Consider the following 20,814-nt stretch of genomic DNA (forward strand, 5'->3'; position numbering starts at 1 on the left):
CTCACCTCGTAGCCAGTTGTGCCGATGAATATCCCTAATCTGATTACCGTTCTCCGCGTCCTGCTCATCCCGATCTTCATTTTGTTGTTTTACCTGCCTTACCAGTGGAGCTACATGGCCTCCGCCTCGGTATTCGCCTTTGCGGCGGCAACTGACTGGCTGGATGGCTATCTGGCCCGCCGCCTGGAACAAAGTACGCCGTTTGGCGCATTCCTCGATCCGGTTGCCGACAAGCTGATGGTGGCGGTCGCCCTGGTATTGCTGGTGCAGGAACACGGTAACTTGTGGCTGACACTTCCCGCAGCCGTCATCATCGGCCGCGAGATTGTCGTGTCGGCCTTGCGTGAATGGATGGCCGAACTGGGTGCCCGCGCTCATGTAGCAGTGTCCAATCTCGGCAAGTGGAAAACCGCAGCGCAGATGCTGGCGCTGGTGATCCTGCTGGCCAATCCCCGCGACTTCAGCTTCTGGGTCTTGCTGGGTTACTCCTTGCTGATGATCTCGGCAGGCCTGACATTGTGGTCGATGGTTCAATACCTGCGGGCCGCCTGGCCGCATCTGAAAACCGACGTTGAAAAGAAATAAAACTTTTTTGAATCAAAGGGTTGACGGGGCATCTGAAATCTATAGAATGCGCCACACCAAGCGGGAATAGCTCAGTTGGTAGAGCACGACCTTGCCAAGGTCGGGGTCGCGAGTTCGAGTCTCGTTTCCCGCTCCAGTTTGTACGCGGTTGTTGTTGTGCTACTAAACAGCGATCGTTTGAGGCCGAGTAGCAAAATGGTTATGCAGTGGATTGCAAATCCACCTACGCCGGTTCGATTCCGACCTCGGCCTCCACTATTAAAAACCCCGTAGATCAATGATCTACGGGGTTTTTTATTGCCTGCGAAAAAGTGGGGTGTTCCGCAATTCTTGAGGGTGTTCCGCAACCTATCGTGCTGGCTACGTGGTTTTATTGGGGCTTTAGGTTTTTTTCGTGGTGGTGCTGCTGAGTTGACGTCAGGTGGCTGTCAAGAAACGATTTCAGAAGAAATATGTTGCTGCTACAAGTGAGCCCTTGAACCTGACGTTATTTAACAATTTCAATTAAAGGGTTGTGCAACTACGTCGCTGGCCTAATCTAATTTGCGCGTTCGGGTTCATAGTGATGCAGCTGATCGATAGCCCGGAAGAGGAAGGAAATTTTAATTTTTCAAGGAGCGTGCAAGTGACCGCCACTGATAATACGAAAAAGGTCGACCTAGTCTTTTTAATTGACTCTAGTAACTCAATGAAGGATGAAGCATCCGCGCTCAGTGCAAGGCTCAATGCGGCAATCGAGGAGGCAAGTAAAGCTTGTCCTTCGGATTTACGTGTTGAGTTTCTTGGAATTGAGGGTACTTTTGGCAATTCAAAATTTGATAAGAGCGCACGTAGCTATCTTACCGGGACGCTTGGGGTCGACGACGGTAAGATCAAAGGCCGAAAAGCCAGTGCCGTCGGTAATCCGGCACAGGAGGATGTAGCGCCGGCTGCCGAAGACATCATCAAATATTTTGACTGGCGCAAAGGGGCGGAAAGAAATCTCTTCGTATTGGGAGATGAAAGCCTGTACGGCGGAGAGATGGTACTGAATGCAGAGCGCATTAAAGCCTGTGATGATGCCATCGACACCGCACTGGCCCATACTGTCAAGGTTCACTCCTATCTGGGAACTCCGCACCATACTCTGCCTTACCCTACACCTGCTGATGAAGAGGCCATGGTTAAGGAGTACAAGCGTCTTGCATTACGCACCGGCGGTGAACATTATATTTACACCAAAGGCATTGCTGATTTCTCCCAAGTACTGAAAAACGCTATCTGCGCCAGCAAGGTACCCCATCAGGAAAGTGTAGAAGAGAAGAAAGAAGAGGCCGATAAGTTGGAAGGTAAAGATCCTGTCGATAAGCCAGATAAAACCGCTTCAGGAAATAGTAATCTCTGCGAGCAACTCCCCGAGATTGTCAAAGCGGTTAATACGTTGGCCGACGTACTGAAAGGTCTGGTTGAGTCCTGCGCACCGAGCAGCAAAGGAGAAAAACACGCTTGTCGTTGTCATGAACATGATGCGAAAAAAGACACTGGGAATAACAGTGCTGAGCAACCTGGGAATAGTAACTCCGGAGTGGAAGAGCAGCCCCAGGTATCCGAATTCGTCGATAAAACGATGTTTACTGATGGCGACTGGAACCACTGGGAAGCCGGGCCCGTCGGACATGACTGTCAACTTGTCGATTACGCGAAGCAAAAAACTAAAGGTCTTTATTTTAAAACAGCTGCGAACAAAGCGCATGCCGGCACTATCCTGAAGAAAACTCTGGTTGGATTGGAACCAGGGCAAGAGTATTCGTTTCTGATCCGCGCCAAGCGGGTGATCGGGAAGTTTAGTACACCAAAGCTCTCATTGAGCGTTGACGGTAAAGACATCAGTGGCGTGGTAGAGCTGATAACTACAGATGAATGGGTGACAATAACAGGGAACTTCACCGCGGGAGCGGGGCCGACAAATCTGGAGGTGATCAGTCATGAAAATGACAGCAATGGCAATGATTACCATGTGGGACGCCTGGTGATTGCCAATCCTGGAAACCCGGCTTTAGACATTTGAATATGGGGCCACAGATCTGTGGCCTCTTCTGTCTTGCCTCCCACCCTGATCGCCAGTAAATCGCACGTACTGTGTAGTGCTCTAATGAAACCGGACACCCATTTAGGCGAGAGTGCTCGCCAGATAGAGGTGTCTGATGACCAAGCAACGTCGTTCCTTTTCCGCTGAATTCAACGCGAGGCCGCAGGCCTCGTGCTTGATCAGGGCTATAGCCACGTCGAAGCCAGCCGTTCGCTCGGGGTTGTCGAGTCGTCCAGTTGTCGAGTCCGCATTGCGCCGCTGGGTCATCAGGAAACAGGGTTGAAAATGGGTTCAAGCTACCAGGTAGATAGCTATCAACCGAGCCAGGAGTTTACCTGTCTCGCGATTGGTGGGGCGTGAAAAGATTTCCGCAACGATATTCCCCTTTGGATGGGACGTACCCTAGAGGGCTTCAGAAATCAGTAGCTTGCGGAACAAAATGCGTGCTAACCTATTGATCTACTTAGCTTTGTAGCGTGGATCGCAAATCCGTCTACGCAGGTTCGATTCCGACCTCGGCCTCCACTATAAACAAGCTCCGTAGATCCATGATTTACTGAGCTTTTTTATTTTCAGTGCGCTGCAAGATTTAGTCTTGAAATCAGCCACTGTGAACTTGCTTCACCGGGACGTGATGTATATATTTCCCGCTCTGCTTCAAAGGCTCAACACAGACAGATTCTCTGGTCGACTGATTTGAGCACTACAACAGCGCTACCGCCCGAATGGCGAAACTGGTAGACGCATGGGACTTAAAATCCCCCGCTCGTAAGGGCGTGCCGGTTCGATTCCGGCTTCGGGCACCATGAATATCAAAGGCCTGCATGAGATTTCTCATGCAGGCCTTTATCATTTGTACCCTGTAATTGTTGGGCGCTCTATGCAATTCACTGGGTCGAAACGATCTCAAGGGAAGATGCATAGCGCATCAGAGCGGGAGCATGGATAACGTGAATCACACACCAATTGAAAACCCGGCTGAGCTCCGGGTTTTTTTGTGCCCGCCATTCGACCAAGCGCACGTCGTCTGCCAGACACCGATTCCTTGAACTAAAAGTTGACCGGTAAGTCGGGATAATGAGTCGTCCCTTCATTCAGAGGTCATCCATGCGTAACTACACGATCCAATATTTATTCAAAGACGCACCCCGTACGCATCAGCTCCAGCTGAATCAGTCGGAGCTTTCGGTCGCGGATGCTGCAATGCATCTGCTCGAGCTACATTTTGGCGATGGTGAGAACAGCTTGATCATGCCGACTGCGGACTCCACCGTTGAAGAGATTCTCCAGCAGGCGGAAGTGATGGGAATCACTCGGGTCGAAGTGGCTACGGAACCAAGCCTGCTTCACCATCTTGAATAATCTTATGTTTTTGGCGGACAACAAAAAGCCCGGACGTATCCGGGCTTCTCAGGGCAAACCTCAGCGCGAATTTACTTCTTCCTGAGTCCGCGTCGACGCTCTTTCCCTTCGCCGGCGAACCCAGCTATAGAAAGCGTGAACCGGGTGTAAAAACGCCGCAAGTACGCACAGCAGCAAGATGATGAAAATGGCAATCAGCGGGAGGCTTTCGTGCGAGAACATGGTGGGGTACTCCTGTAGGCACTATGTTGGAACCCGCAGGCTAGACGCTTTGAGCCATGCTTGCGATGAACGTATGTTCATCCTCGGGCGCTTGAACTGTGCTACGGAGGGCTCACCAAAATGATCGATTCCAGAGGTGCGCGAGCGCCGGTCTTCCGTTAAGGCCGGCGCCGTGCGTGGAGTGATTACGCAGGTGTGTTTCAGCTGCGCTTGGGCAGCTTCCAGTTCGGGCGGATGAAATGGCAGGTGTAGCCATTCGGTATCCGTTCCAGGTAGTCCTGATGTTCAGGTTCCGCTTCCCAGAACGGCCCGGCAGGTTCGATTTCGGTGACTACTCGGCCCGGCCAGAGACCGGAAGCGTCAACGTCGGCGGCGGTATCCTCGGCAATGTCGCGTTGCTCTTCGCTGAGGTAATAGATCGCCGAACGGTAGCTGGGGCCACGGTCGTTGCCTTGACGGTTAGGCGTACTCGGATCGTGGATCTGGAAGAAGAACTCGAGGATCTGCCGGTAGCTGATCACCGCCGGGTCGAAAATGATCTCGATGGCTTCGGCGTGGTTGCCGTGGTTGCGGTAGGTGGCATTCGGGACCTCGCCGCCGGTGTAACCGACGCGGGTTTTCAGCACGCCGGGATAGCGCCGCAGCAGGTCCTGCATGCCCCAGAAGCAGCCGCCGGCGAGAATCGCGGTTTCGGTTTGTCCGGTCATGATCTTTTTTGCCTCTCGGTGACTGTGGGTACGGTGCTGGTTATGAGGGCGCGTTGGCTATTTGCAAGCTTGACTCAGGGATAAGGACGGCTCGATCCGGTATTTTCAACAAAAAGCCCTGACGCTCAGGCCAGGGCATTGATGGGTTCGAGCGCTGAATTCGGGGCAGTTCACATCGAGTGATGGACTAAAAACACGACACAAGCGGTTATACAAACGCTTGCCCGAAAAAGCCCCGTGGCAGGCGCTGCGGCCCGGCCAGTGCGGTCAGGCGTTCGATCCACTCCGAACGCCAGTTCGATGCGCCGTGATCAGCCTTGGTGTGGCGCGCCGCGCGGCGTGCGGCATTGCGCTGGGTCTTGCGTGCTTCTTTGTAGGCGTCGGTGTTGCGGCAGCTGCGGCATTTGACGCGATTGAGTTCCAGGCTGGAGGCCAGGTTGTTGCCCTTGTGACCACAAGCCAGATGTCCGTCTGTTTTGAAATGGATAACCATGAACAGTCTCCTGGGTGACGTGTACAGGTTTTGACCTCCCACGACCGCAGGCGTTCGCCGGATCGGCCCAGTGGCGCGCCCGGAGACTGTCGTTTATCGCTGCGCAGTCATCTGAAACGTGGCAGTGGCCGCTCGACCGGTTGTAGCGACGACAGGGTGCTGCGGATCAGCGGTGTGTCTTTTTCGATATCGTTCAGACGATCGCGGATGCGCAGGGCGGTCGGATGGCCGCCTTGATGATCGACCCAGTCGGCGATTTCCTTGCAGGCCGCAGCCAGGCGAGCCTGACGGGAGTCGAGCAGAGTGAGGAGGGTGGTGATGGACTCTTTTTCGGACATGGAACACCTCCGTTCAGAAAAACCGTTGAGAGGCAGCAAAGAGCCCGCGGGCTGCGAGCTCTCTGCCGTTGGGGCGCTGGTCCGTCAGCTGCTTTGAGTATAGACCCCGCCTGTCAATTGCATCAGCCGGCCGATTGTCGCGCCGGCAGCGGCGAGCTGGCCGCATTGAGCCGTCGGCATTCGCGTCGGGCATCCTCCTCAAGATCGTAGCCATCGCCGATGAAGCCGCCGGTGCGCGTGTCGTTGATCCGAAACCAACTGCTGGCCTCGGCGGGCTCGTGCTGGCTTTCACCGGCGCGGCGGCCGTGAATGATGATCTTGTTGCAGCGCTTCACGACAAAGATGTCTTCCATGGCGTCACCACAGCAAATGGGTGTCAGATCAACTATAGAAGCCTTGGCCGATCGTGCAAAAAATAGCCAGTCAGTTCGTCGGTTGCAACCGCCATTCTGTGGCATGCCAATCCAGATGATGCGTCGGTTTCAATGCTTGTAGAAACTCAGAATCGTGGGAAACCGCGACAATGGCGCCGGGAAACGTCTGCAATGCCTGTTCGAAAGCCTGAACCGATGCCAGATCCAGATGATTGCTCGGTTCATCGAGCAGCAACAATTGCGCAGGTGTCTTGCCCCACAAGGCTACCGCCAGCGCGGCTTTCAAGCGTTCGCCGCCGCTCAGTGAAGCGCTCGGTCGGGTGACCCGTTGCGCGTCCAGTTGCAGATGAGCCAGATGGCCGCGCAATGTACTTTCACTCAACGGACTCTGCAGCGCCAACAGTTGCTCGATGACGCTGAGACGTTCATCCAGCAGCTTCAGATGCTGGTCCAGATAAGCCACGGGAACATGGGTGATGCACTCGCCACTGTCGGGCTGCAGTTGACCTGCGAGGACTCTGAGCAACGTCGATTTGCCGCAGCCATTCGGACCATTGACTGCGACGCGCACAGGACCGCTCAGCGCGAGATTGAACGGTTGCGCCGGCAGCCATGGCAGGCGCGCATCAATCAACGAGCAGACCCTGCGCGCAGCGGGCACTGCGCTGCCGGGCAGGTTCATCAACACCGTCTCGTCCGCGAGCAATTTGGCGTAGGCATCGCGCACCCGTGCATCGAGTTCGGATTTGCGCTGTTGATGACCATGACGCACCTGGCCCATGATCTGCCTCGCAGCACCTTTCAGGCCGGCGCGCTCGAAACCGGAGACGTTGGCGGTTTTGGCATTGCGCAGTGAGCGGGCGGCATGCCGCTGGATGGTGTCGTGCTCGTTTTGCAAACGCTGCCGCTCGCGCCGGCGCTCGGTTCGGCTCTGATCCAGCGTCGCTTGCGCCGCTGCCTGATGGATCTGTCGTTGCTGCTGGTAAGCGGAAAAATTGCCACCGTACACCGTGACACCCAGCGGCGTCAGCTCGACGATACGTTGCATGCGCTCAAGCAATTGCCGGTCGTGACTGACGACGATCAATCCGCCGCGCCAGCGTTCCAGTTGGTTCATCAACCAGTCGCGGCCGGGGCCGTCCAGATGATTGGTCGGCTCATCCAGCACCAACAGGCGCGCCGGACTCAGAAACGCTCTGATCAACGCCAGCCGCGCCTGCTGGCCGCCGCTCAGTGGTTGGGTCAAATCCGTGGCGGCAATGTCTGGCAGACCGGCGTTATCCAGCGATTGGCGCAGACGTTCGGGCAGATCCCAGCGCTCGCCGAGGATGTCGAAGTCTTCCGCCGCCGTCGCGCCACACTGCAGCCGTTGCAATGCGCGAAGAGCGGCAGCGGTGCCGGTGGCATCGGCCACGGTCTGCCCCGCATCAGCGGTGAATGTTTGCGCTACATAGGCCAATGGAACCGAGCACGTCACGCTGCCGGCAGTCGGGTGCAAATGTCCGGCAATCAGCTTGGCCAGCACGCTCTTGCCGACGCCGTTGCGTCCGACGATGGCAGTGTGGATGTGATCGAAATGCAGATTCAGGTCGTTGAAAATCGCCTCGCCATTGGCGAACTGAAAACTGGTTTGATTCAGGGAGACGAGGGCAGGCGTACGCGAGACGTGAGTCATCGGCACCTCCGAAAAATGTCGTGAAGACTGACAGGCGCTATTCAGCGCTTGTCGCGATTACATTTTCAGAAGGCTTGATTGTTCACTGTCTGCGGTCGTCCAGAAGGAGGAGAGGTGGCTAGCCTAGATCACCCGTCCGCCGCGATCAAGGCGCATCCATCATTTGCTCGAGAAACATCGCCAGCGCCACTTCCTCGGAGCGCAAGCCCTTGCGCACTCGCGGACGAGGCAGTTCGGCCAGTGCACCGAGCAGGAAGCGCTCAACCACGGCCGGATGGATGTAGCACTTGCGGCACACCGCCGGGGTGTTGCCCAGCTGTTTGGACACGTTCTTGACCATCTCCACCACGTGCCGTTTCGCCTCGGCTTCCGACTCCCATTGCAGTTCGCGCAATACCGCCAGGGCCAGTGCGCTGCCGGCCCAGGTGCGGTAGTCCTTGGCGGTGAAATCGGCACCGGTGAGGGTTTGCAGGTAGCTGTTGACGTCGTGTGAACTGACGGTATGTCGCTCGCCGTTTTCGTCCAGATACTGGAACAGATTCTGCCCGGGAATTTCCAGGCAGCGCTTGATGATGCGCGCCAGGCGACGATCCTTGACGGTGATCTGGTGTTCGATGCCGCTTTTGCCGCGAAACTGGAACAGGATCGCGCTGCCGTTGACCTCGACATGCCGGCTGCGCAGGGTGGTCAGGCCATAGGAGCGGTTGTCCCGCGCGTATTGGGTGTTGCCGACGCGGATCAGCGTGGCGTCGAGCAGCGTGATGACCGTGGCCATGACCTTGTCACGGCTGAAGCCGGGTGCGTCCAGCAGAGTTTCGAGCTGTTTGCGCAACTTCGGCAGCGCCAGGCCGAACTCACGCAAGCGCGAGTACTTGTCGGCATCACGCACCTCACGCCAGCGCGGGTGATAGCGATACTGCTTGCGGCCCCGGGCATCGCGGCCGGTGGCCTGCAAATGGCCACGCGGATCGGCGCAGATCCAGACATCGGTGTAGGCCGGCGGCACTGCCAGCGAATTGATCCGTTTGATCTCATCAGGGTCGGTGATGCGCTGCCCGGCCGGATCGAAATAGGCGAACTTGCCACGCAGCTTTTTACGGGTGAGGCCGGGTTGGGTATCGTCGACGTAATGCAGGTCGGGCGGTAAGACGTCGGCTAGTGCGGTGTCGGGCATGGCGGTGTCCTTGGCGAATCGCTCTGTTACAGCGATTGACCGCGCGCCGTGGCCGTCGTGCCAACCAATTCAGGCCAGCACGGCGACGGCCTTGATCTGCGCCCACAAATGCTGGCCCGGGTGGATGCCAAGCTGATCCCGGGAAAACCGCGTGATCCGTGCCAACAGCGGTGTGCCACCAGCGTCCAGACGAATCAGCACATGCGCGGTATTGTCCGCCGTCTGCTCGCTGATCACAGTGACCGGCAACCGATTGAGGATGCTGCTGGCCACACTGTCGTGGAGGCTCAGGCTGATGTCACGGGCGTGCACCTTGGCGCGCAAAGCCTGGCCCACGGCCATGGGTGCGTGGGTCACGCGGATATTCATTTCGGTGGCCGGCAGTTGCAGGCTGAGCAACTGATAATCGGCGTCGTAGGCACTGACCTGACCTTCGATGATCACCCCGGCGTCGTCGCCCATCGCCATTGGCAGATCAAGGCGCGCGAGGGTTTCGCCAATCGAGCCGCTGGCCAGGGCCTTGCCGTCGCTGAGCAACACCAGATGATCGGCCAGTCGCGCGACCTCATCCTGAGCGTGGCTGACATAGAGCACCGGAATGTCCAGTTCATCATGCAGCCGTTGCAGGTACGGCAGGATTTCGTTTTTACGCTGACTGTCGAGGGCAGCCAACGGCTCATCCATCAGCAGCAGTTTCGGGCTGGTCAGCAGTGCGCGGGCGATGCCGACACGTTGGCGTTCGCCGCCGGACAGATGCTGCGGATGACGCTCCAGCAAATGACCGATGCCCAGCAGTTCGGTGGCTTGCGCCATGTCGACCCGGCGCTGGGCCCTGGCAATGCGCTTGAGACCAAACTGCAGGTTGGCCAGCACTGACAGATGCGGGAACAGGCTGGCCTCCTGGAATACATAACCCAGCGCACGTTTGTGCGGCGGGACAAAAATCCGTCGTTCGCTGTCCTGCCAGACTTCGTCGTTGACCTGGATGAAACCCTGCTCGGCGCGCTCAAGCCCGGCGATACAGCGCAGGCAAGTGGTTTTGCCCGAACCGGAATGGCCATACAGCGCGGTCACACCGCGCCCCGGCAAGTGCAGATCGACATCCAGGCTGAAACCCGAATAAGCGATTTTCAGACGTGCATCAATCATCGATCAGCTCCAACCCGCGCGGGTCTTGCGGCTGGAGTAGAGCGCCAGCAACACCAGAAACGAAAACACCAGCATCGCCCCGGCCAGCCAATGGGCCTGGGCATATTCCATCGCCTCGACATGGTCATAGATCTGCACCGAGACCACGCGGGTTTTGTCGGGAATGTTGCCGCCGATCATCAGCACCACGCCGAATTCACCGACGGTATGCGCGAACCCGAGGATCGCCGCCGTCACAAAACCGGGGCGGGCCAACGGCAGGATCACGCTAAAAAAAGTGTCCCAGGGATTGGCGCGCAAGGTTGCGGCCACCTCCAGTGGGCGGGTACCGATGGCGGAGAACGCGTTCTGCAACGGTTGCACCACAAACGGCATGGAATAAATCACCGAACCGATCACCAGCCCGGTAAAGCTGAAGGTCAGAGTGCCCAGGCCCAGCCATTGCGTAAAGTGGCCGAGAAAGCCATTGGGTCCCATTGCCAGCAGCAGATAGAAGCCGATCACGGTCGGCGGCAGCACGAGGGGCAGGGCGACGATTGCGCCGATGGGGCCGCGCAGCCAGGAACGGCTGCGCGACAACCACAGGGCAATCGGAGTGCCGACGACCAGCAGGATAGCGGTGGTCAGGGACGCCAGTTTCAGGGTCAGCCAGATCGCCGCGAAATCGGCACTCGTCAGCGACATTTAGAGCTGATAGCCGTAGGACTTGATCACCGCAGCGGCTTTCGGGCCTTTGAGGTATTCAACCAGAGCCTTGGCAGCGGCGCTGTCCTTGCCCTTGTTCAGAATCACTGCGTCCTGTTTGATCGGGTCGTGCATACTCGCTGGAACGATCCACGCCGAACCGCTGGTGACCTTGCCGTCCTTGTAGATCTGCGACAGCGCGACGAAGCCCAGTTCGGCATTGCCGGTGGACACAAACTGGTAGGCCTGGGTGATGTTCTGGCCTTCGACGATCTTGGCTTTGGTTGCTTCAGTCAGTTTGAGTTTTTCCAGCACTTGAGTGGCGGCCAGACCGTACGGCGCGGCTTTCGGATTGGCGATGGACAGGTGCTGGTATTCGTTCTTCTTCAGGACTTCACCTTTGGCGTCGACATAACCTTCTTTCGCCGACCACAGGGCCAGGGTGCCGATGGCGTAGGTGAAGCGCGAGCCCTTGACGGTGTCGCCTTCTTTTTCCAGTTTTTCCGGGGTGGTGTCGTCTGCCGAGAGGAACACTTCAAACGGCGCGCCGTTCTTGATCTGGGTGTAGAACTGGCCGGTGGCACCGTAAGCGGCGACCAGTTTGTGCCCGGTGTCTTTTTCGAAATCGGCAGCAATTACCTGGATCGGCGCAGTGAAGTTGGCGGCAACAGCCACTTGCACTTCATCAGCCTGAGCGGCGCCGAAGGCGAATACCGCAAGCAGGGTGGCCAGGCAGGTTGGGGCAAAACGTGAGGCACGAATGGTCATGTAACAGCTCCGTTGTTGGCGTGTGCAGAGGGCAGTTATTGTTGGGGGTGGACTGCACCGATGCGAGGGGGTGAAACGCTATATAGCGAAATATATAGCGAAATGCCGCTAAACAGGAAGTGCTGTTGTATACAGGATGAGGCTGCGCCGTACCTCATCCTGGATCGGATCAGCGCCGGACCAGTTTTGCCAGCGCGCCTTGCGCCAGTTCCCGGGTCAGATCGGCGCTGCTCAGTTCCTTGCCCAGCGGGAACGCCTGACCGGCCCAGAGGTTACTGAACTGCGCTTCGTTTTTGGTGCGCAAGGGCATCAGCGCCCCGCCGGCCAGCGGGAAGGCCGGGGCTTTCGCTGACATCGGGCCGATATCGCGCATCACCCGATTGAGAATGCCGCGAGCCGGGCGCCCGGTGAACAGGTTGGTAATCGCGGTTTCGCTTTCCTTGGCGGTGCGTAGCGCCTGGTGATGGGAAGCGCTGACTTTCGCTTCCGGGGTGAACAGATACGCGGTACCGACCTGCGCCGCTGACGCACCCAGGACCAATGCTGCAGCCACTCCGCGCGCATCGGCAATGGCGCCGGCAGCGATTACCGGCACTTTCACCGCATCGACGATCTGCGGCACCAGCGCAAAGGTGCCGACCTGGCTGCTCAGGTCATCACTGAGAAACATCCCGCGATGCCCGCCAGCCTCGTAACCCATGGCGATGATCGCGTCGCAACCGTTTTGCTCAAGCCACAGCGCTTCATCGACGGTGGTGGAGGACGAGAGGATTTTCGCACCTGTGGCCTTGACCCGATCCAGCAGGGATTTTTCCGGCAGGCCAAAGTGAAAGCTCACCACCTCAGGACGAAACTCTTCGAGCACGGCGCACGCTGCCGCATCGAATGGCGCCCGATTGGAAACCGGGGTCGGTGCGTCGAAATCGACGCCCAGCTCGCGGTAATACGGCTCCAGCAGGTTTTTCCAGTCTCGCGCGCGCTGTTCATCGGCGGCCGGTGGCTGGTGGCAGAAAAAATTGACGTTGAACGGATTGCGGGTGTGCTCGCGAATGGTCTTCAGCTCTTCGCGCAACTGCTCGATGCTCAGCATTGCGGCCGGCATCGAACCCAAGCCACCGGCGTTGCACACGGCAATCACCATGGACGAGTTCGTGGCACCGGCCATCGGGGCCTGGATGATCGGCAACTCGATGCCGAGCAGGTCAAGAATGCGAGTGTCAGGCCATTGGCTCATGGAAGCGCTTCTCCGAACGATGAAACGGGGCAGGGACGGCAGAGCCGGTTTTTTAACAGCAAAACCGGACCCAGGGCCAGTGCGAATTTTTCAGATCAAGGACAATCGCGCGGCCTCAACGTCGATGAAATCCCCCGCCGCCAAAGGAGTGGTTCATCAATCGCGAGGAATCGTGAAAGATGTTGGTTCGCTGATTGCCGAAGTTGCGTGCAGCGGATTCGCGATTGAGGTTTTGCAACTGCGCGTTGTTGTTGACCGGTGCCGTGCGGTTCGGGCTGCCCTTGACCATCGATTGCCAACCATTGTCGGTCTTCTTGTAGACGTTGCCGTCGTGCCCGGCGTAGACGTTGTCACCCACTCGTGCGGCGCCGCCGTTGCGTCCCTTGACGCCACCATATTGTGTGGTCTTGTCGGTGTTGGGGTTGTATATCGCGCCACGATTGGCGCTGACCTGGGTGCCATTGCGAGCGTTGCCTGCGGTCACCCGTCCACCGGCGATGGCGCCACCGTTTGGCCCGACCACTTCACCGCTGCGCCCGGCCGCATAATTGCCGTTATAGACATTGTGTACGGCACCGCGCTGGCCCGCCGCCGCAATGCCGGTGCGCGAGTTGTAGGAAGAACCGACCTGACCGGCCCAGCGATTGCCGGTCCAGGCGTTGTAGCCGGCGCCATAACGACTCACCGTCGCGCGATCGCCCCACTGCCGATAAATGTTGCCGGTGGTGCCGGCCCAGCCACCGGGGCCCCAGGCCACAGCACCGCCGCGATAACCATAAGCGGCGCCGCCCCAGGCCAGTGGCGCCGGATACAGGCGCGGCCCCCAGGCGTAACCCCAGCCATAATTGCCCCACCACGGATAAGCACCCCAGCCCCAACCCATCGCTACGGTGTTGCCGCCCCAGCTCCAGCCGAAACCGAAGCCGAAGGTCCAGCCAGTCCACGGCGTGTAGCGCATGGCGACGCCGAAACCGTAGGTCACCGGTGGCCCGTACCAGACGCTGCCGACCCACGGCGTGTACGGATAACCGGTGCCGTAGACCACCACACCGGTGGCCGGATCCAGCGTCGAACCCTGATAACCCGGGGTGTAGCCGACCACCACAGTGTCGCCGCTGGATTCATAGACTTTGACGTAGGTGAGGTAATGCATCGGTGAACTCGGCGGGATCGAATAGATCACCGCCGGCACCGAACTGGCCACGGCCCATGGCCCGTTCACCGAAGTGGCGGTGAACCAGATAGCGTTTTCCACCGCATACCAACTGTCGTTGTCGACGCGGATGATCGGGGTGGCACTGTTGACCACGTACTGCAACGGCGTGCTGTTGATCGCCTTCAACTGCGGCTCGCCATCGAACTGCGGCGCGGTCATTTTCACAGCGCTCTTCTTGATCGCCGAGGTTTGCGGGATGGTCGCCGCGATCGCGGCTTCCCTGGCCTGTGGCGTGCCGGCGACCGAGGCCTTGACGTTCTCTTTCGGGCTGTCGTCCGGGATGTTGGCGAAATCTGCCGGCAGTTTGTCCGCCGGGGTAAACGTCCATGGGCCGCGCATGTCGGCAGCGCGAAACCAGCGCCCGGAGATCAGCACGTAACTGTTCTGGTCACCGATTTCCTTGAAGATGTGCCCGGTGGTGTTGCTCACGTAGAGCAGGCTGGTGCCCTGAATCGGTAGCCACTGCGCTGCGCCGTCGGTGACGATCAGCTCAGTGGGCGTGGTGGCGATGAAGATTTTCGGCTGCGGCGGTTTGGCCAGATTTGGAATTTTGTCTTTCGGATCACTCTGCCCGGTCAGCAGGTCGACCTGACGGCTCTGGATCGCCGCCTGTTTGGCTTTCTCCAGATCGGCTGGCGGCGAGGTCAGACGAGTGTATTCGCCGCTGAGGCTGTCAGCGACCATCCAGCCATCGAACACATGCAGGTAGTGCTTGCCCTCGGCGTCCTTGAGCAATAGCGGGCGGGTGTTGATCACCCGCTGCAACGCGGTGCCGTCGACCGCACGGTACACGGCGTCACCATCGATGTAGACGAGCAGGGCCGGGACGTCGGAACTGATGATCGCCGGCGGGGTATTTTCCAGTGGTGCGCTGTCGGCTTTCTGCTCGGCCGACAGCACGCCGACAGCGGCTTCGAGTTGATCGAGGGAAATGGTTTTCTTGCGGCTTTCGGCATCTTTTTGCAATGCGCTGAGCCAGACGTTTGCCTGACTGGCGTCGGCGGGGAAATCGGCCTTGATAATCTTGTACTGATCCAGTCCGACCCAGCGCGTGGCTTTGTCGACCAGGGTGTGCGCGCTGAACTGGACGATGCCGAAAGTGGGTTTGCCGTCGGCGCCGGTGGCTTCGACGGCAGCCCGGGCATTGAGGGTGTAGCCATCCCAGCTGTCGAGTTGCGGCTGGTACACGGTCAGTTTGGCCTTGCCGCTGCTGATCACTTGCGGCCACGCCGGCGCGCTAGGGGCGGTGTCGGCCGCAGTGGCTTTGGTCGCCGGGGTGGACGCTGCCCAGGCATCGCCAACGGTCAGCAGGCACAGCATCAGTATCGCAAGCAACGAGCGCGGGTAAGACATTGTCAGCTCCATCGACAGGGCCGCTTTCAGCAGGATGGCAGCGAAAGTTCGACCGTCGAAAAAGCATAGCCGCCCGCTCCGGAATTACTGGATGGATTTGCGAATTAGCGCAAAGTCGGGTGGGGCAATGTGTTGCTTTGTGTTATTTCAGGGCACGAGGACTTGAACCCATTGATTGAGAGGCAGCCATGTTCAACGGCATTTTGATCGACAAAGACGACAGCGGATATCGCGCCAGCCTGCAGCAGATCAACGAAGCGCAGTTGCCTGAAGGCGACGTGACGGTGAAGGTCGCGTACAGCACGCTGAACTTCAAGGACGGTCTGGCGATTACTGGCAGCAGCCCGGTGGTGCGCAAGTTCCCGATGGTGCCGGGGATCGATCTGGCGGGTACGGTCGAAGCCAGTTCGCATCCCGACTATAAAGTTGGTGATCAGGTGCTGCTCAATGGCTGGGGTGTGGGCGAAAGTCACTGGGGCGGGCTGGCGCAGAAGGCGCGACTCAATGGCGACTGGCTGATTCCTCTGCCCAAGGCATTTACCGCAGCGCAGGCGATGGCCATCGGTACCGCCGGCTACACGGCGATGCTGTGCATTCTGGCGCTGGAGCGTAACGGCGTGACGCCGGATCAGGGCGAAGTGCTGGTGACCGGCGCCAATGGCGGAGTGGGCAGTTTCGCCATCGCCTTGCTCAGCCAGCTTGGTTATCGCGTGGTGGCGTCCACCGGCCGGGTGTCGGAGCATGAGTACCTCAAGCAATTGGGCGCCAGCGAGATCATCGACCGCGCAACCTTGTCGGAACCAGGCAAACCGCTGGCCAAGGAACGCTGGGCCGCAGTGATCGATTCGGTCGGCAGTCACACCTTGGCCAACGCCTGTGCCAGCACCCGCGCCGAAGGCACGGTGGCGGCCTGCGGTCTGGCCCAGGGCATGGATTTTCCGGCGTCGGTGGCGCCATTTATTCTGCGCGGCGTGACGTTGGCCGGGATCAACAGCGTGACTCAGCCCAAGGCACGGCGGATTGAGGCCTGGGCGCGCCTGGCCAAAGATCTGGACTTCGCCCTGTTGCCCTTGATCAGCCATGAAATCGCCTTGAGCGAAGCCATCGACGCGGCGCCGAAACTGCTCGCCGGACAACTGCGCGGCAGGGTTGTGGTCGACGTCAATCGCTGACAAAGTAGGCGGCATTGCGGCCCTTTGTGGCCGCACTTCTATTCAGGGAGCCGCAATTTCGATGGATTTGAAACGACAGCAAATCGACGCCTTTACCGTTGCTGGCCTGCGCGTTCGCACCACCAACGCCGCAGAGCACCAACCTGAAACCGCGAAAATCGGCCCGATGTGGGGTCGGTTTTTCGGCGAGGAACTGGCCGAAACCATTCCCGGCAAATCAGTCCATTCGCCGATTTATGGCGTGTATTCGGCTTACGAGTCGGATGCTTCGGGTGCGTTTGACGTTACCGCTGGCGTTGCCGTGAATGCTTCGGTCAAAGACTTCGAGTCCGTGCGGATCGAAGCGGGCGAGTATCTGGTGTTCGAGGCGCAGGGCTTGTTGCCTGACGCGGTCATCTCGACCTGGGGAAAGATCTGGAAGTTCTTTGAGGAGAATCCGCAGATTCAGCGTCGTTACGCCACCGACTTCGAGGCCTATACCGGCCCCGAGTCCGTTGCGGTCTACATCGGCGTGCGCTAAGGCTGCGTTTCGCGCTCCAGCAACTGGCGCTTACGCTCCACGCCCCAGCGGTACCCCGACAGATTGCCATCGCTGCGCACCACGCGGTGGCAGGGAATCGCCACAGCCAGACGGTTGGCGCCGCAGGCCTGCGCCACGGCGCGCATGGACGTCGGCGCGCCAATGCGCTGGGCGATTTCGGCGTAGCTGACGGTGCGTCCGGCGGGGATTTCCCGCAGTGCCTGCCATACCCGTTCCTGAAACGCCGTGCCGCGCACGTCCAGTGGCAAATCGAGGCCCAGCGCTGGCGCTTCGATGAAACCCACCACCTTGGCAATCAACTGCTCGAAGCCGGCATCGGCGCCAATCAGGTTGGCCTGACGGAACTGATCCTGCAGATCGCACACCAGTTGGTGCGGATCGTCGCCCAACAGAATCGCGCACACACCGCGCTCGCTTTGCGCCACCAGAATCGCGCCGAGCGAACATTGGCCGACGGCAAAGTGAATGTCGTTGTTGCGTCCGGCCGCGCGGTAGTCGCCGGGTTTCATGCCCAGCAGCTTGTCGGCCGACTCATAAAAGCGGCTGTTGGAATTGAAACCCGCGTCGTACAGCGCATCGGTCACCGAGCCGCCGTCTGCAAGCCGTTCACGCACCCGGCGCGAACGATGCGCCGCTGCGTAGCCTTTGGGCGTCAGGCCGGTAGCCGCCTTGAACACGCGATGAAAATGGAACGGGCTGAGGCCGGCGGCCTCGGCGAGTTCATTGAGCGCGGGCACTGTTTCACTCGACTCGATCTGCCGACAGGCCATCGCCACGGTCGCGGCGTGCTGGCTGGCGACTTCAGTCTGATCCTTGCTCGTGCGTTTGCTCGGACGGTAACCCGCCGCTTCGGCGGCTTCGGCGTTGTCGAAGAACTCGACGTTCTGCGGCTTGGGCAAACGTGAAAGACTGCTGGGGCGGCAGTAGATGCCGGTGGTTTTCACCGCATAGACAAACTGTCCGTCGGCCCGCGGGTCCCGTGCAACGACGGCGGCCCAGCGTGGATCGGTTTCAACGTTGATGAGGGGTGAAAGCTTTTTCATGGCGAGTAGTCCGTTGACCTGTTTGATTCAGGTTAACCAGCGGCGATGTTGGTAACACTCCGGGCCTTGCGGTCAAACTTTTCAGTTCACCCGGCGACACGCAAGGTCAGGTTGATCCGCCGCTCGCCCAGACGCGGATGCTGGCCGGGCTTGATCGGCAATACGCCGTGAAAACGCAGGCGATCGACTCCGCCCCAGACCACCATGTCGCCGTGCAGCAGAGGAATGCGCTGGCTCTTGTCGCTGCGGGCAAAACCACCGAACAGGAACATCGCCGGCAATCCCAATGACAGCGACACGATCGGCGCCGCGTAGGCATTTTCGTCTTTGTCCTGATGCAAAGACATTTTGGCCCCGGGGACATATTGGTTAATCAGGCAGGAGTCTGGATGAAAGTCGGCAAATCCTGCGCGCTCTGCTGCTTGGCGCGCCAGTTCTGACAGTACTTCTGGCATCGCCGGCCAGGGCTTGCCGGTCAGCGGATCCACCGAGCTGTAGCGATAACCGCTACGGTCGGTGATCCAGCCCAGGGTTCCGCAACTGCTGGTGCCCACCGACATGCTGAAACCGCCCGGGGTCATCATGTGGCGCAACGGTGCTACGGCGAGAATGGCTTCCAACGCTGGCAATAGTTGATCGATCACCGGCAAAGCGAAGCCGCGCAACACCCACGATTGTTCGCCGATCTGCTCGGCGCGGGGTTGTTGCTCGGGTTCGTGGTCGGCGAACAGGTCGAAGGTGGTCGGGTGCATGGCGTTCATGATGCGTCGTGAAAGATGATGCCCAGAGTATGCCGATTTCCGCTGTGCAGGCGACTGACGCCGTGACGCATGGTCACTCGATAATCACCGCGTGTGCCGCTGACCGGGCGCTGGTTGACCGCGAATATAACCGCGTCACCCTTGTGCAGATCCACAACGTGCGGGCGCGACTGCATGCGTGGGCGCTGCTCGGTCAGGATGAACTCGCCACCGGTAAAATCCTCTCCGGGCTCCGACAGAAGAATCGCCACTTGCAGTGGGAAAACCAGTTCTCCGTACAGATCCTGATGCAGGCAGTTGTAGTCCTCCGGACCGTATCGCAACAGCAAGGGTGTCGGCCGCAGTTGTCCGGCAGCCTGACAGCGCTGCACAAACTCGGTATGGGTGGCGGGAAAGCGTGCGGGCAGATTCATGCGTTCGTACCAACGATTGGCCAGTGGCACCAGGCGTGGGTAAAGCGCAGTGCGCAGACGTTCGATAGTGGTCGGCAGGGGATAGCTGAAGTACTTGTATTCCCCGCGACCGAAACCGTGGCGGGCCATGATGACCTGCGAGCGAAACGGTTCGGTCTGCGGATACAGGGCGCTCAAGCGTTCACAGGTCTGCGCCGACAGCAGCGAGCGGACGATGGCATAGCCATATTGATCCAGATGCTGTTCGAGGCTTGCCCAATCGAGCGCATCCAGCCGAGACGGGGACATTGACATGCTGACTCCTGAACCCTTTGGTCGAGGCTGTCAGTCTGGGTAAATCCCGGCGGCAGAACACTCCGCCGCTTGCGGTCGAATCCCCGGATGTTGCGTTACAGGGCTTTGCTGACGGCGATGTCGCTGATTACATCATCAGTCTGGCCGTGGATGGCATCCAGTGCAGCCTTGGCCTCTTCGACGGTGCCGTTTTCCAGTTGTGCGAATTCGAAGCGGCGTTCGCCGTTGAGCTTGTATTTGATGACGTATTTGGTCGTTTGGGCCACGGTCGTGCTTACCTTTGCGTTAGAGGCGACTCAGCTCAGCTCAGCTTGGAGCTGGAGCGGCGGATGATCTTGATCGAGTGGGTCAGGGTCGGTTTGCGCGTGACGCTGATGGCGCGACGGTTGACGGTATCGATGGTGATGTTCCAGAAACCGGTGCTCGGTGCGGTGATGCGCGCAGGAAACGTGTCGAAAGCGCCGCCGTGGTAGGTGTGGCGGCCGCCGTTCTTGAACGCGCGGAAGTTGGCGTCGTTCATCAAGCGGATGTTGCAGGTTTGCGAGCATTGGATGACGACGATGTCGTCTTCGTTGAGGTGCTCGCGCTGGTGAATGAATTTCATGGGCGCCTCCAGAAGGGCTTTTTCTACTAAATCAAAACGATAGCATGTGCGATTGGCGCAGTTTATCAGCCCGAACGGGTTATTATCCCGCCGTCGAGCGCTGCTTTGACAATTAAAAACAGTTATTCGCGATTCCATGCGGGTTTAATGGAGTAAGCCTCGGAGAAAAATGGCATTACTGCTGTCCGAGGGTCTTTATGGGAGGTATTTGTATGAAGTGGGGTGTGGTGTGTCTGCCGTTGATGTTAGTCGTGGGTGGTTGCGCGAGTGTTTCCGAAATCAACGAAACCTTGCCCACCATGAGCGTGATTTCCGGCAAGAAACCCCATGAGTATGCTCAGTGCCTGGCCGACAAGCTTGCCAACAGCCGCGGCGCGCTGCAGATGCAGCCGCACAAGGATGGCGTGCGAGTGATTGTTCCCGGGAAATTTTCCACCGGCGCGGCCGCGGTGTTTGATATCGAAGACCGTTCCGGCGGCAGCAGCATCAAGCTGCATGAGCGGATGTCCAATGTGCCGGTTCGTCCCCGTGACGTGCAAAACGCCGCCAATGCCTGTATTTCCGGCTGATAGAATAGCGTCCAT

The 20,814-nt window shown here is 58.9% G+C and carries 22 protein-coding genes, 3 tRNA genes and 1 pseudogene; 10 read left to right on the top strand and 16 right to left on the bottom strand.

The genetic code is table 11. The features are described from left to right. Nucleotides 1–24 precede the first annotated feature (24 nt). From pgsA to ACU680_RS05205, 7 genes and pseudogenes are all read left to right on the top strand, one after another. Nucleotides 25–585, top strand: a complete 561-nt coding sequence (pgsA, locus tag ACU680_RS05175; protein WP_007965084.1) for a CDP-diacylglycerol--glycerol-3-phosphate 3-phosphatidyltransferase — start codon at nt 25–27, stop codon at nt 583–585. A gap of 60 nt (nt 586–645) precedes the next feature. Further along, nucleotides 646–721, top strand: a tRNA-Gly gene (locus tag ACU680_RS05180). A 45-nt stretch (nt 722–766) separates the two neighbouring features. After that, nucleotides 767–840: transfer RNA gene (locus tag ACU680_RS05185), tRNA-Cys, on the top strand. 310 nt (nt 841–1,150) lie between these two features. Continuing rightward, nucleotides 1,151–2,632 (top strand): carbohydrate binding domain-containing protein, encoded by a 1,482-nt coding sequence (locus ACU680_RS05190; protein ID WP_448178837.1) that lies wholly within the window; start codon nt 1,151–1,153, stop codon nt 2,630–2,632. Nucleotides 2,633–2,768: 136 nt separating this feature from the next. Continuing rightward, a pseudogene (locus ACU680_RS05195) lies at nt 2,769–2,891 on the top strand (transposase); the annotation flags it as partial. Nucleotides 2,892–3,372: 481 nt separating this feature from the next. Further along, a tRNA-Leu gene (locus tag ACU680_RS05200) sits at nt 3,373–3,459 on the top strand. A 301-nt stretch (nt 3,460–3,760) separates the two neighbouring features. Beyond that, a complete protein-coding gene (locus ACU680_RS05205; RefSeq protein ID WP_448178838.1) occupies nt 3,761–4,015 on the top strand; it encodes a hypothetical protein in 255 nt (84 codons plus the stop codon). Between the two features lie 422 nt (nt 4,016–4,437). Here the strand turns inward: ACU680_RS05205 and msrA are convergent, their stop codons facing one another. The 11 genes from msrA to ACU680_RS05260 form a co-directional block, all read right to left on the bottom strand. Beyond that, nucleotides 4,438–4,944 carry a peptide-methionine (S)-S-oxide reductase MsrA gene (gene msrA / locus ACU680_RS05210; RefSeq protein ID WP_448178839.1) on the bottom strand — a complete coding sequence of 169 codons (507 nt, stop codon included), beginning with the start codon at nt 4,942–4,944 and terminating at the stop codon, nt 4,438–4,440. 208 nt (nt 4,945–5,152) lie between these two features. Then, the gene (locus ACU680_RS05215) at nt 5,153–5,437 is read right to left on the bottom strand and encodes a hypothetical protein (protein WP_047598549.1); all 285 of its coding nucleotides are present in this window, start codon (nt 5,435–5,437) and stop codon (nt 5,153–5,155) included. A 107-nt stretch (nt 5,438–5,544) separates the two neighbouring features. Next, the gene (locus ACU680_RS05220; protein WP_007964939.1) at nt 5,545–5,775 is read right to left on the bottom strand and encodes a hypothetical protein; all 231 of its coding nucleotides are present in this window, start codon (nt 5,773–5,775) and stop codon (nt 5,545–5,547) included. A 122-nt stretch (nt 5,776–5,897) separates the two neighbouring features. Further along, entirely contained in the window at nt 5,898–6,128 is a 231-nt protein-coding gene (locus tag ACU680_RS05225) for a hypothetical protein (protein ID WP_007964938.1), read from the bottom strand. A 70-nt stretch (nt 6,129–6,198) separates the two neighbouring features. Continuing rightward, on the bottom strand, nt 6,199–7,824 hold the full coding sequence (locus tag ACU680_RS05230) for an ABC-F family ATP-binding cassette domain-containing protein (protein ID WP_448178840.1): 1,626 nt from the start codon (nt 7,822–7,824) through the stop codon (nt 6,199–6,201). Between the two features lie 145 nt (nt 7,825–7,969). Continuing rightward, nucleotides 7,970–8,998: a DNA topoisomerase IB gene (locus ACU680_RS05235; protein ID WP_007964936.1), complete on the bottom strand. Its 1,029-nt coding sequence runs from the start codon at nt 8,996–8,998 to the stop codon at nt 7,970–7,972. A 69-nt stretch (nt 8,999–9,067) separates the two neighbouring features. Beyond that, complete coding sequence (modC, locus tag ACU680_RS05240; protein WP_448178841.1) at nt 9,068–10,147, bottom strand: molybdenum ABC transporter ATP-binding protein; 1,080 nt, start codon at nt 10,145–10,147, stop codon at nt 9,068–9,070. Nucleotides 10,148–10,150: 3 nt separating this feature from the next. Next, on the bottom strand, nt 10,151–10,831 hold the full coding sequence (gene modB / locus ACU680_RS05245) for a molybdate ABC transporter permease subunit (RefSeq protein WP_003225407.1): 681 nt from the start codon (nt 10,829–10,831) through the stop codon (nt 10,151–10,153). Continuing rightward, a complete protein-coding gene (gene modA, locus ACU680_RS05250; protein WP_448178842.1) occupies nt 10,832–11,599 on the bottom strand; it encodes a molybdate ABC transporter substrate-binding protein in 768 nt (255 codons plus the stop codon). Nucleotides 11,600–11,768: 169 nt separating this feature from the next. Then, a complete protein-coding gene (locus ACU680_RS05255) occupies nt 11,769–12,833 on the bottom strand; it encodes an NAD(P)H-dependent flavin oxidoreductase (protein ID WP_448178843.1) in 1,065 nt (354 codons plus the stop codon). A 115-nt stretch (nt 12,834–12,948) separates the two neighbouring features. Beyond that, nucleotides 12,949–15,402, bottom strand: coding sequence for an autotransporter (locus tag ACU680_RS05260; protein WP_448178844.1), 2,454 nt, complete (start codon nt 15,400–15,402; stop codon nt 12,949–12,951). 188 nt (nt 15,403–15,590) lie between these two features. On the opposite strand from ACU680_RS05260, the gene acuI reads away from it, so the two are divergent. Both acuI and ACU680_RS05270 read left to right on the top strand, forming a co-directional pair. After that, a complete protein-coding gene (acuI, locus tag ACU680_RS05265) occupies nt 15,591–16,574 on the top strand; it encodes an acrylyl-CoA reductase (NADPH) (RefSeq protein WP_367084398.1) in 984 nt (327 codons plus the stop codon). 61 nt (nt 16,575–16,635) lie between these two features. Next, complete coding sequence (locus ACU680_RS05270) at nt 16,636–17,094, top strand: GyrI-like domain-containing protein (protein ID WP_448178845.1); 459 nt, start codon at nt 16,636–16,638, stop codon at nt 17,092–17,094. On the opposite strand, the gene ada is transcribed toward ACU680_RS05270, so the two are convergent. The 5 genes from ada to ACU680_RS05295 all read right to left on the bottom strand — a co-directional run bounded on the left by ada (nt 17,091) and on the right by ACU680_RS05295 (nt 20,230). Then, a complete protein-coding gene (gene ada, locus ACU680_RS05275; RefSeq protein WP_448178846.1) occupies nt 17,091–18,158 on the bottom strand; it encodes a bifunctional DNA-binding transcriptional regulator/O6-methylguanine-DNA methyltransferase Ada in 1,068 nt (355 codons plus the stop codon). The genes ACU680_RS05270 and ada overlap by 4 nt on opposite strands. Before the next feature lie 86 nt (nt 18,159–18,244). Then, on the bottom strand, nt 18,245–18,910 hold the full coding sequence (alkB, locus tag ACU680_RS05280; protein WP_448179128.1) for a DNA oxidative demethylase AlkB: 666 nt from the start codon (nt 18,908–18,910) through the stop codon (nt 18,245–18,247). Between the two features lie 5 nt (nt 18,911–18,915). After that, nucleotides 18,916–19,626 (bottom strand): 2OG-Fe(II) oxygenase, encoded by a 711-nt coding sequence (locus tag ACU680_RS05285; RefSeq protein ID WP_448178847.1) that lies wholly within the window; start codon nt 19,624–19,626, stop codon nt 18,916–18,918. Between the two features lie 95 nt (nt 19,627–19,721). Beyond that, nucleotides 19,722–19,892 carry a hypothetical protein gene (locus tag ACU680_RS05290; RefSeq protein ID WP_448178848.1) on the bottom strand — a complete coding sequence of 57 codons (171 nt, stop codon included), beginning with the start codon at nt 19,890–19,892 and terminating at the stop codon, nt 19,722–19,724. 35 nt (nt 19,893–19,927) lie between these two features. Next, the gene (locus ACU680_RS05295) at nt 19,928–20,230 is read right to left on the bottom strand and encodes a DUF1883 domain-containing protein (RefSeq protein WP_024164475.1); all 303 of its coding nucleotides are present in this window, start codon (nt 20,228–20,230) and stop codon (nt 19,928–19,930) included. Nucleotides 20,231–20,442: 212 nt separating this feature from the next. Here ACU680_RS05295 and ACU680_RS05300 point away from each other — a divergent pair, with 212 nt between their 5' ends. Beyond that, a complete protein-coding gene (locus tag ACU680_RS05300; RefSeq protein ID WP_027612690.1) occupies nt 20,443–20,799 on the top strand; it encodes a hypothetical protein in 357 nt (118 codons plus the stop codon). The last annotated feature ends 15 nt before the right edge of the window (nt 20,800–20,814 follow it).

The organism is Pseudomonas sp. LF020, from assembly GCF_053456425.1.

Coding starts and splice junctions, on each gene's coding strand:
- ACU680_RS05190 (WP_448178837.1), top strand. CDS start 1,151: ATGCAGCTGATCGATAGCCCGGAAGAGGAAGGAAATTTTAATTTTTCA.
- modA (WP_448178842.1), bottom strand. CDS start 11,599: ATGACCATTCGTGCCTCACGTTTTGCCCCAACCTGCCTGGCCACCCTG.
- ACU680_RS05260 (WP_448178844.1), bottom strand. CDS start 15,402: ATGTCTTACCCGCGCTCGTTGCTTGCGATACTGATGCTGTGCCTGCTG.
- ACU680_RS05230 (WP_448178840.1), bottom strand. CDS start 7,824: ATGACTCACGTCTCGCGTACGCCTGCCCTCGTCTCCCTGAATCAAACC.
- acuI (WP_367084398.1), top strand. CDS start 15,591: ATGTTCAACGGCATTTTGATCGACAAAGACGACAGCGGATATCGCGCC.
- ACU680_RS05215 (WP_047598549.1), bottom strand. CDS start 5,437: ATGGTTATCCATTTCAAAACAGACGGACATCTGGCTTGTGGTCACAAG.
- ACU680_RS05285 (WP_448178847.1), bottom strand. CDS start 19,626: ATGTCAATGTCCCCGTCTCGGCTGGATGCGCTCGATTGGGCAAGCCTC.
- ACU680_RS05295 (WP_024164475.1), bottom strand. CDS start 20,230: ATGAAATTCATTCACCAGCGCGAGCACCTCAACGAAGACGACATCGTC.
- ACU680_RS05220 (WP_007964939.1), bottom strand. CDS start 5,775: ATGTCCGAAAAAGAGTCCATCACCACCCTCCTCACTCTGCTCGACTCC.
- ACU680_RS05235 (WP_007964936.1), bottom strand. CDS start 8,998: ATGCCCGACACCGCACTAGCCGACGTCTTACCGCCCGACCTGCATTAC.
- pgsA (WP_007965084.1), top strand. CDS start 25: ATGAATATCCCTAATCTGATTACCGTTCTCCGCGTCCTGCTCATCCCG.
- ACU680_RS05300 (WP_027612690.1), top strand. CDS start 20,443: ATGAAGTGGGGTGTGGTGTGTCTGCCGTTGATGTTAGTCGTGGGTGGT.
- modC (WP_448178841.1), bottom strand. CDS start 10,147: ATGATTGATGCACGTCTGAAAATCGCTTATTCGGGTTTCAGCCTGGAT.
- ada (WP_448178846.1), bottom strand. CDS start 18,158: ATGAAAAAGCTTTCACCCCTCATCAACGTTGAAACCGATCCACGCTGG.
- ACU680_RS05270 (WP_448178845.1), top strand. CDS start 16,636: ATGGATTTGAAACGACAGCAAATCGACGCCTTTACCGTTGCTGGCCTG.
- ACU680_RS05255 (WP_448178843.1), bottom strand. CDS start 12,833: ATGAGCCAATGGCCTGACACTCGCATTCTTGACCTGCTCGGCATCGAG.
- ACU680_RS05225 (WP_007964938.1), bottom strand. CDS start 6,128: ATGGAAGACATCTTTGTCGTGAAGCGCTGCAACAAGATCATCATTCAC.
- ACU680_RS05205 (WP_448178838.1), top strand. CDS start 3,761: ATGCGTAACTACACGATCCAATATTTATTCAAAGACGCACCCCGTACG.
- msrA (WP_448178839.1), bottom strand. CDS start 4,944: ATGACCGGACAAACCGAAACCGCGATTCTCGCCGGCGGCTGCTTCTGG.
- modB (WP_003225407.1), bottom strand. CDS start 10,831: ATGTCGCTGACGAGTGCCGATTTCGCGGCGATCTGGCTGACCCTGAAA.
- alkB (WP_448179128.1), bottom strand. CDS start 18,910: ATGCACCCGACCACCTTCGACCTGTTCGCCGACCACGAACCCGAGCAA.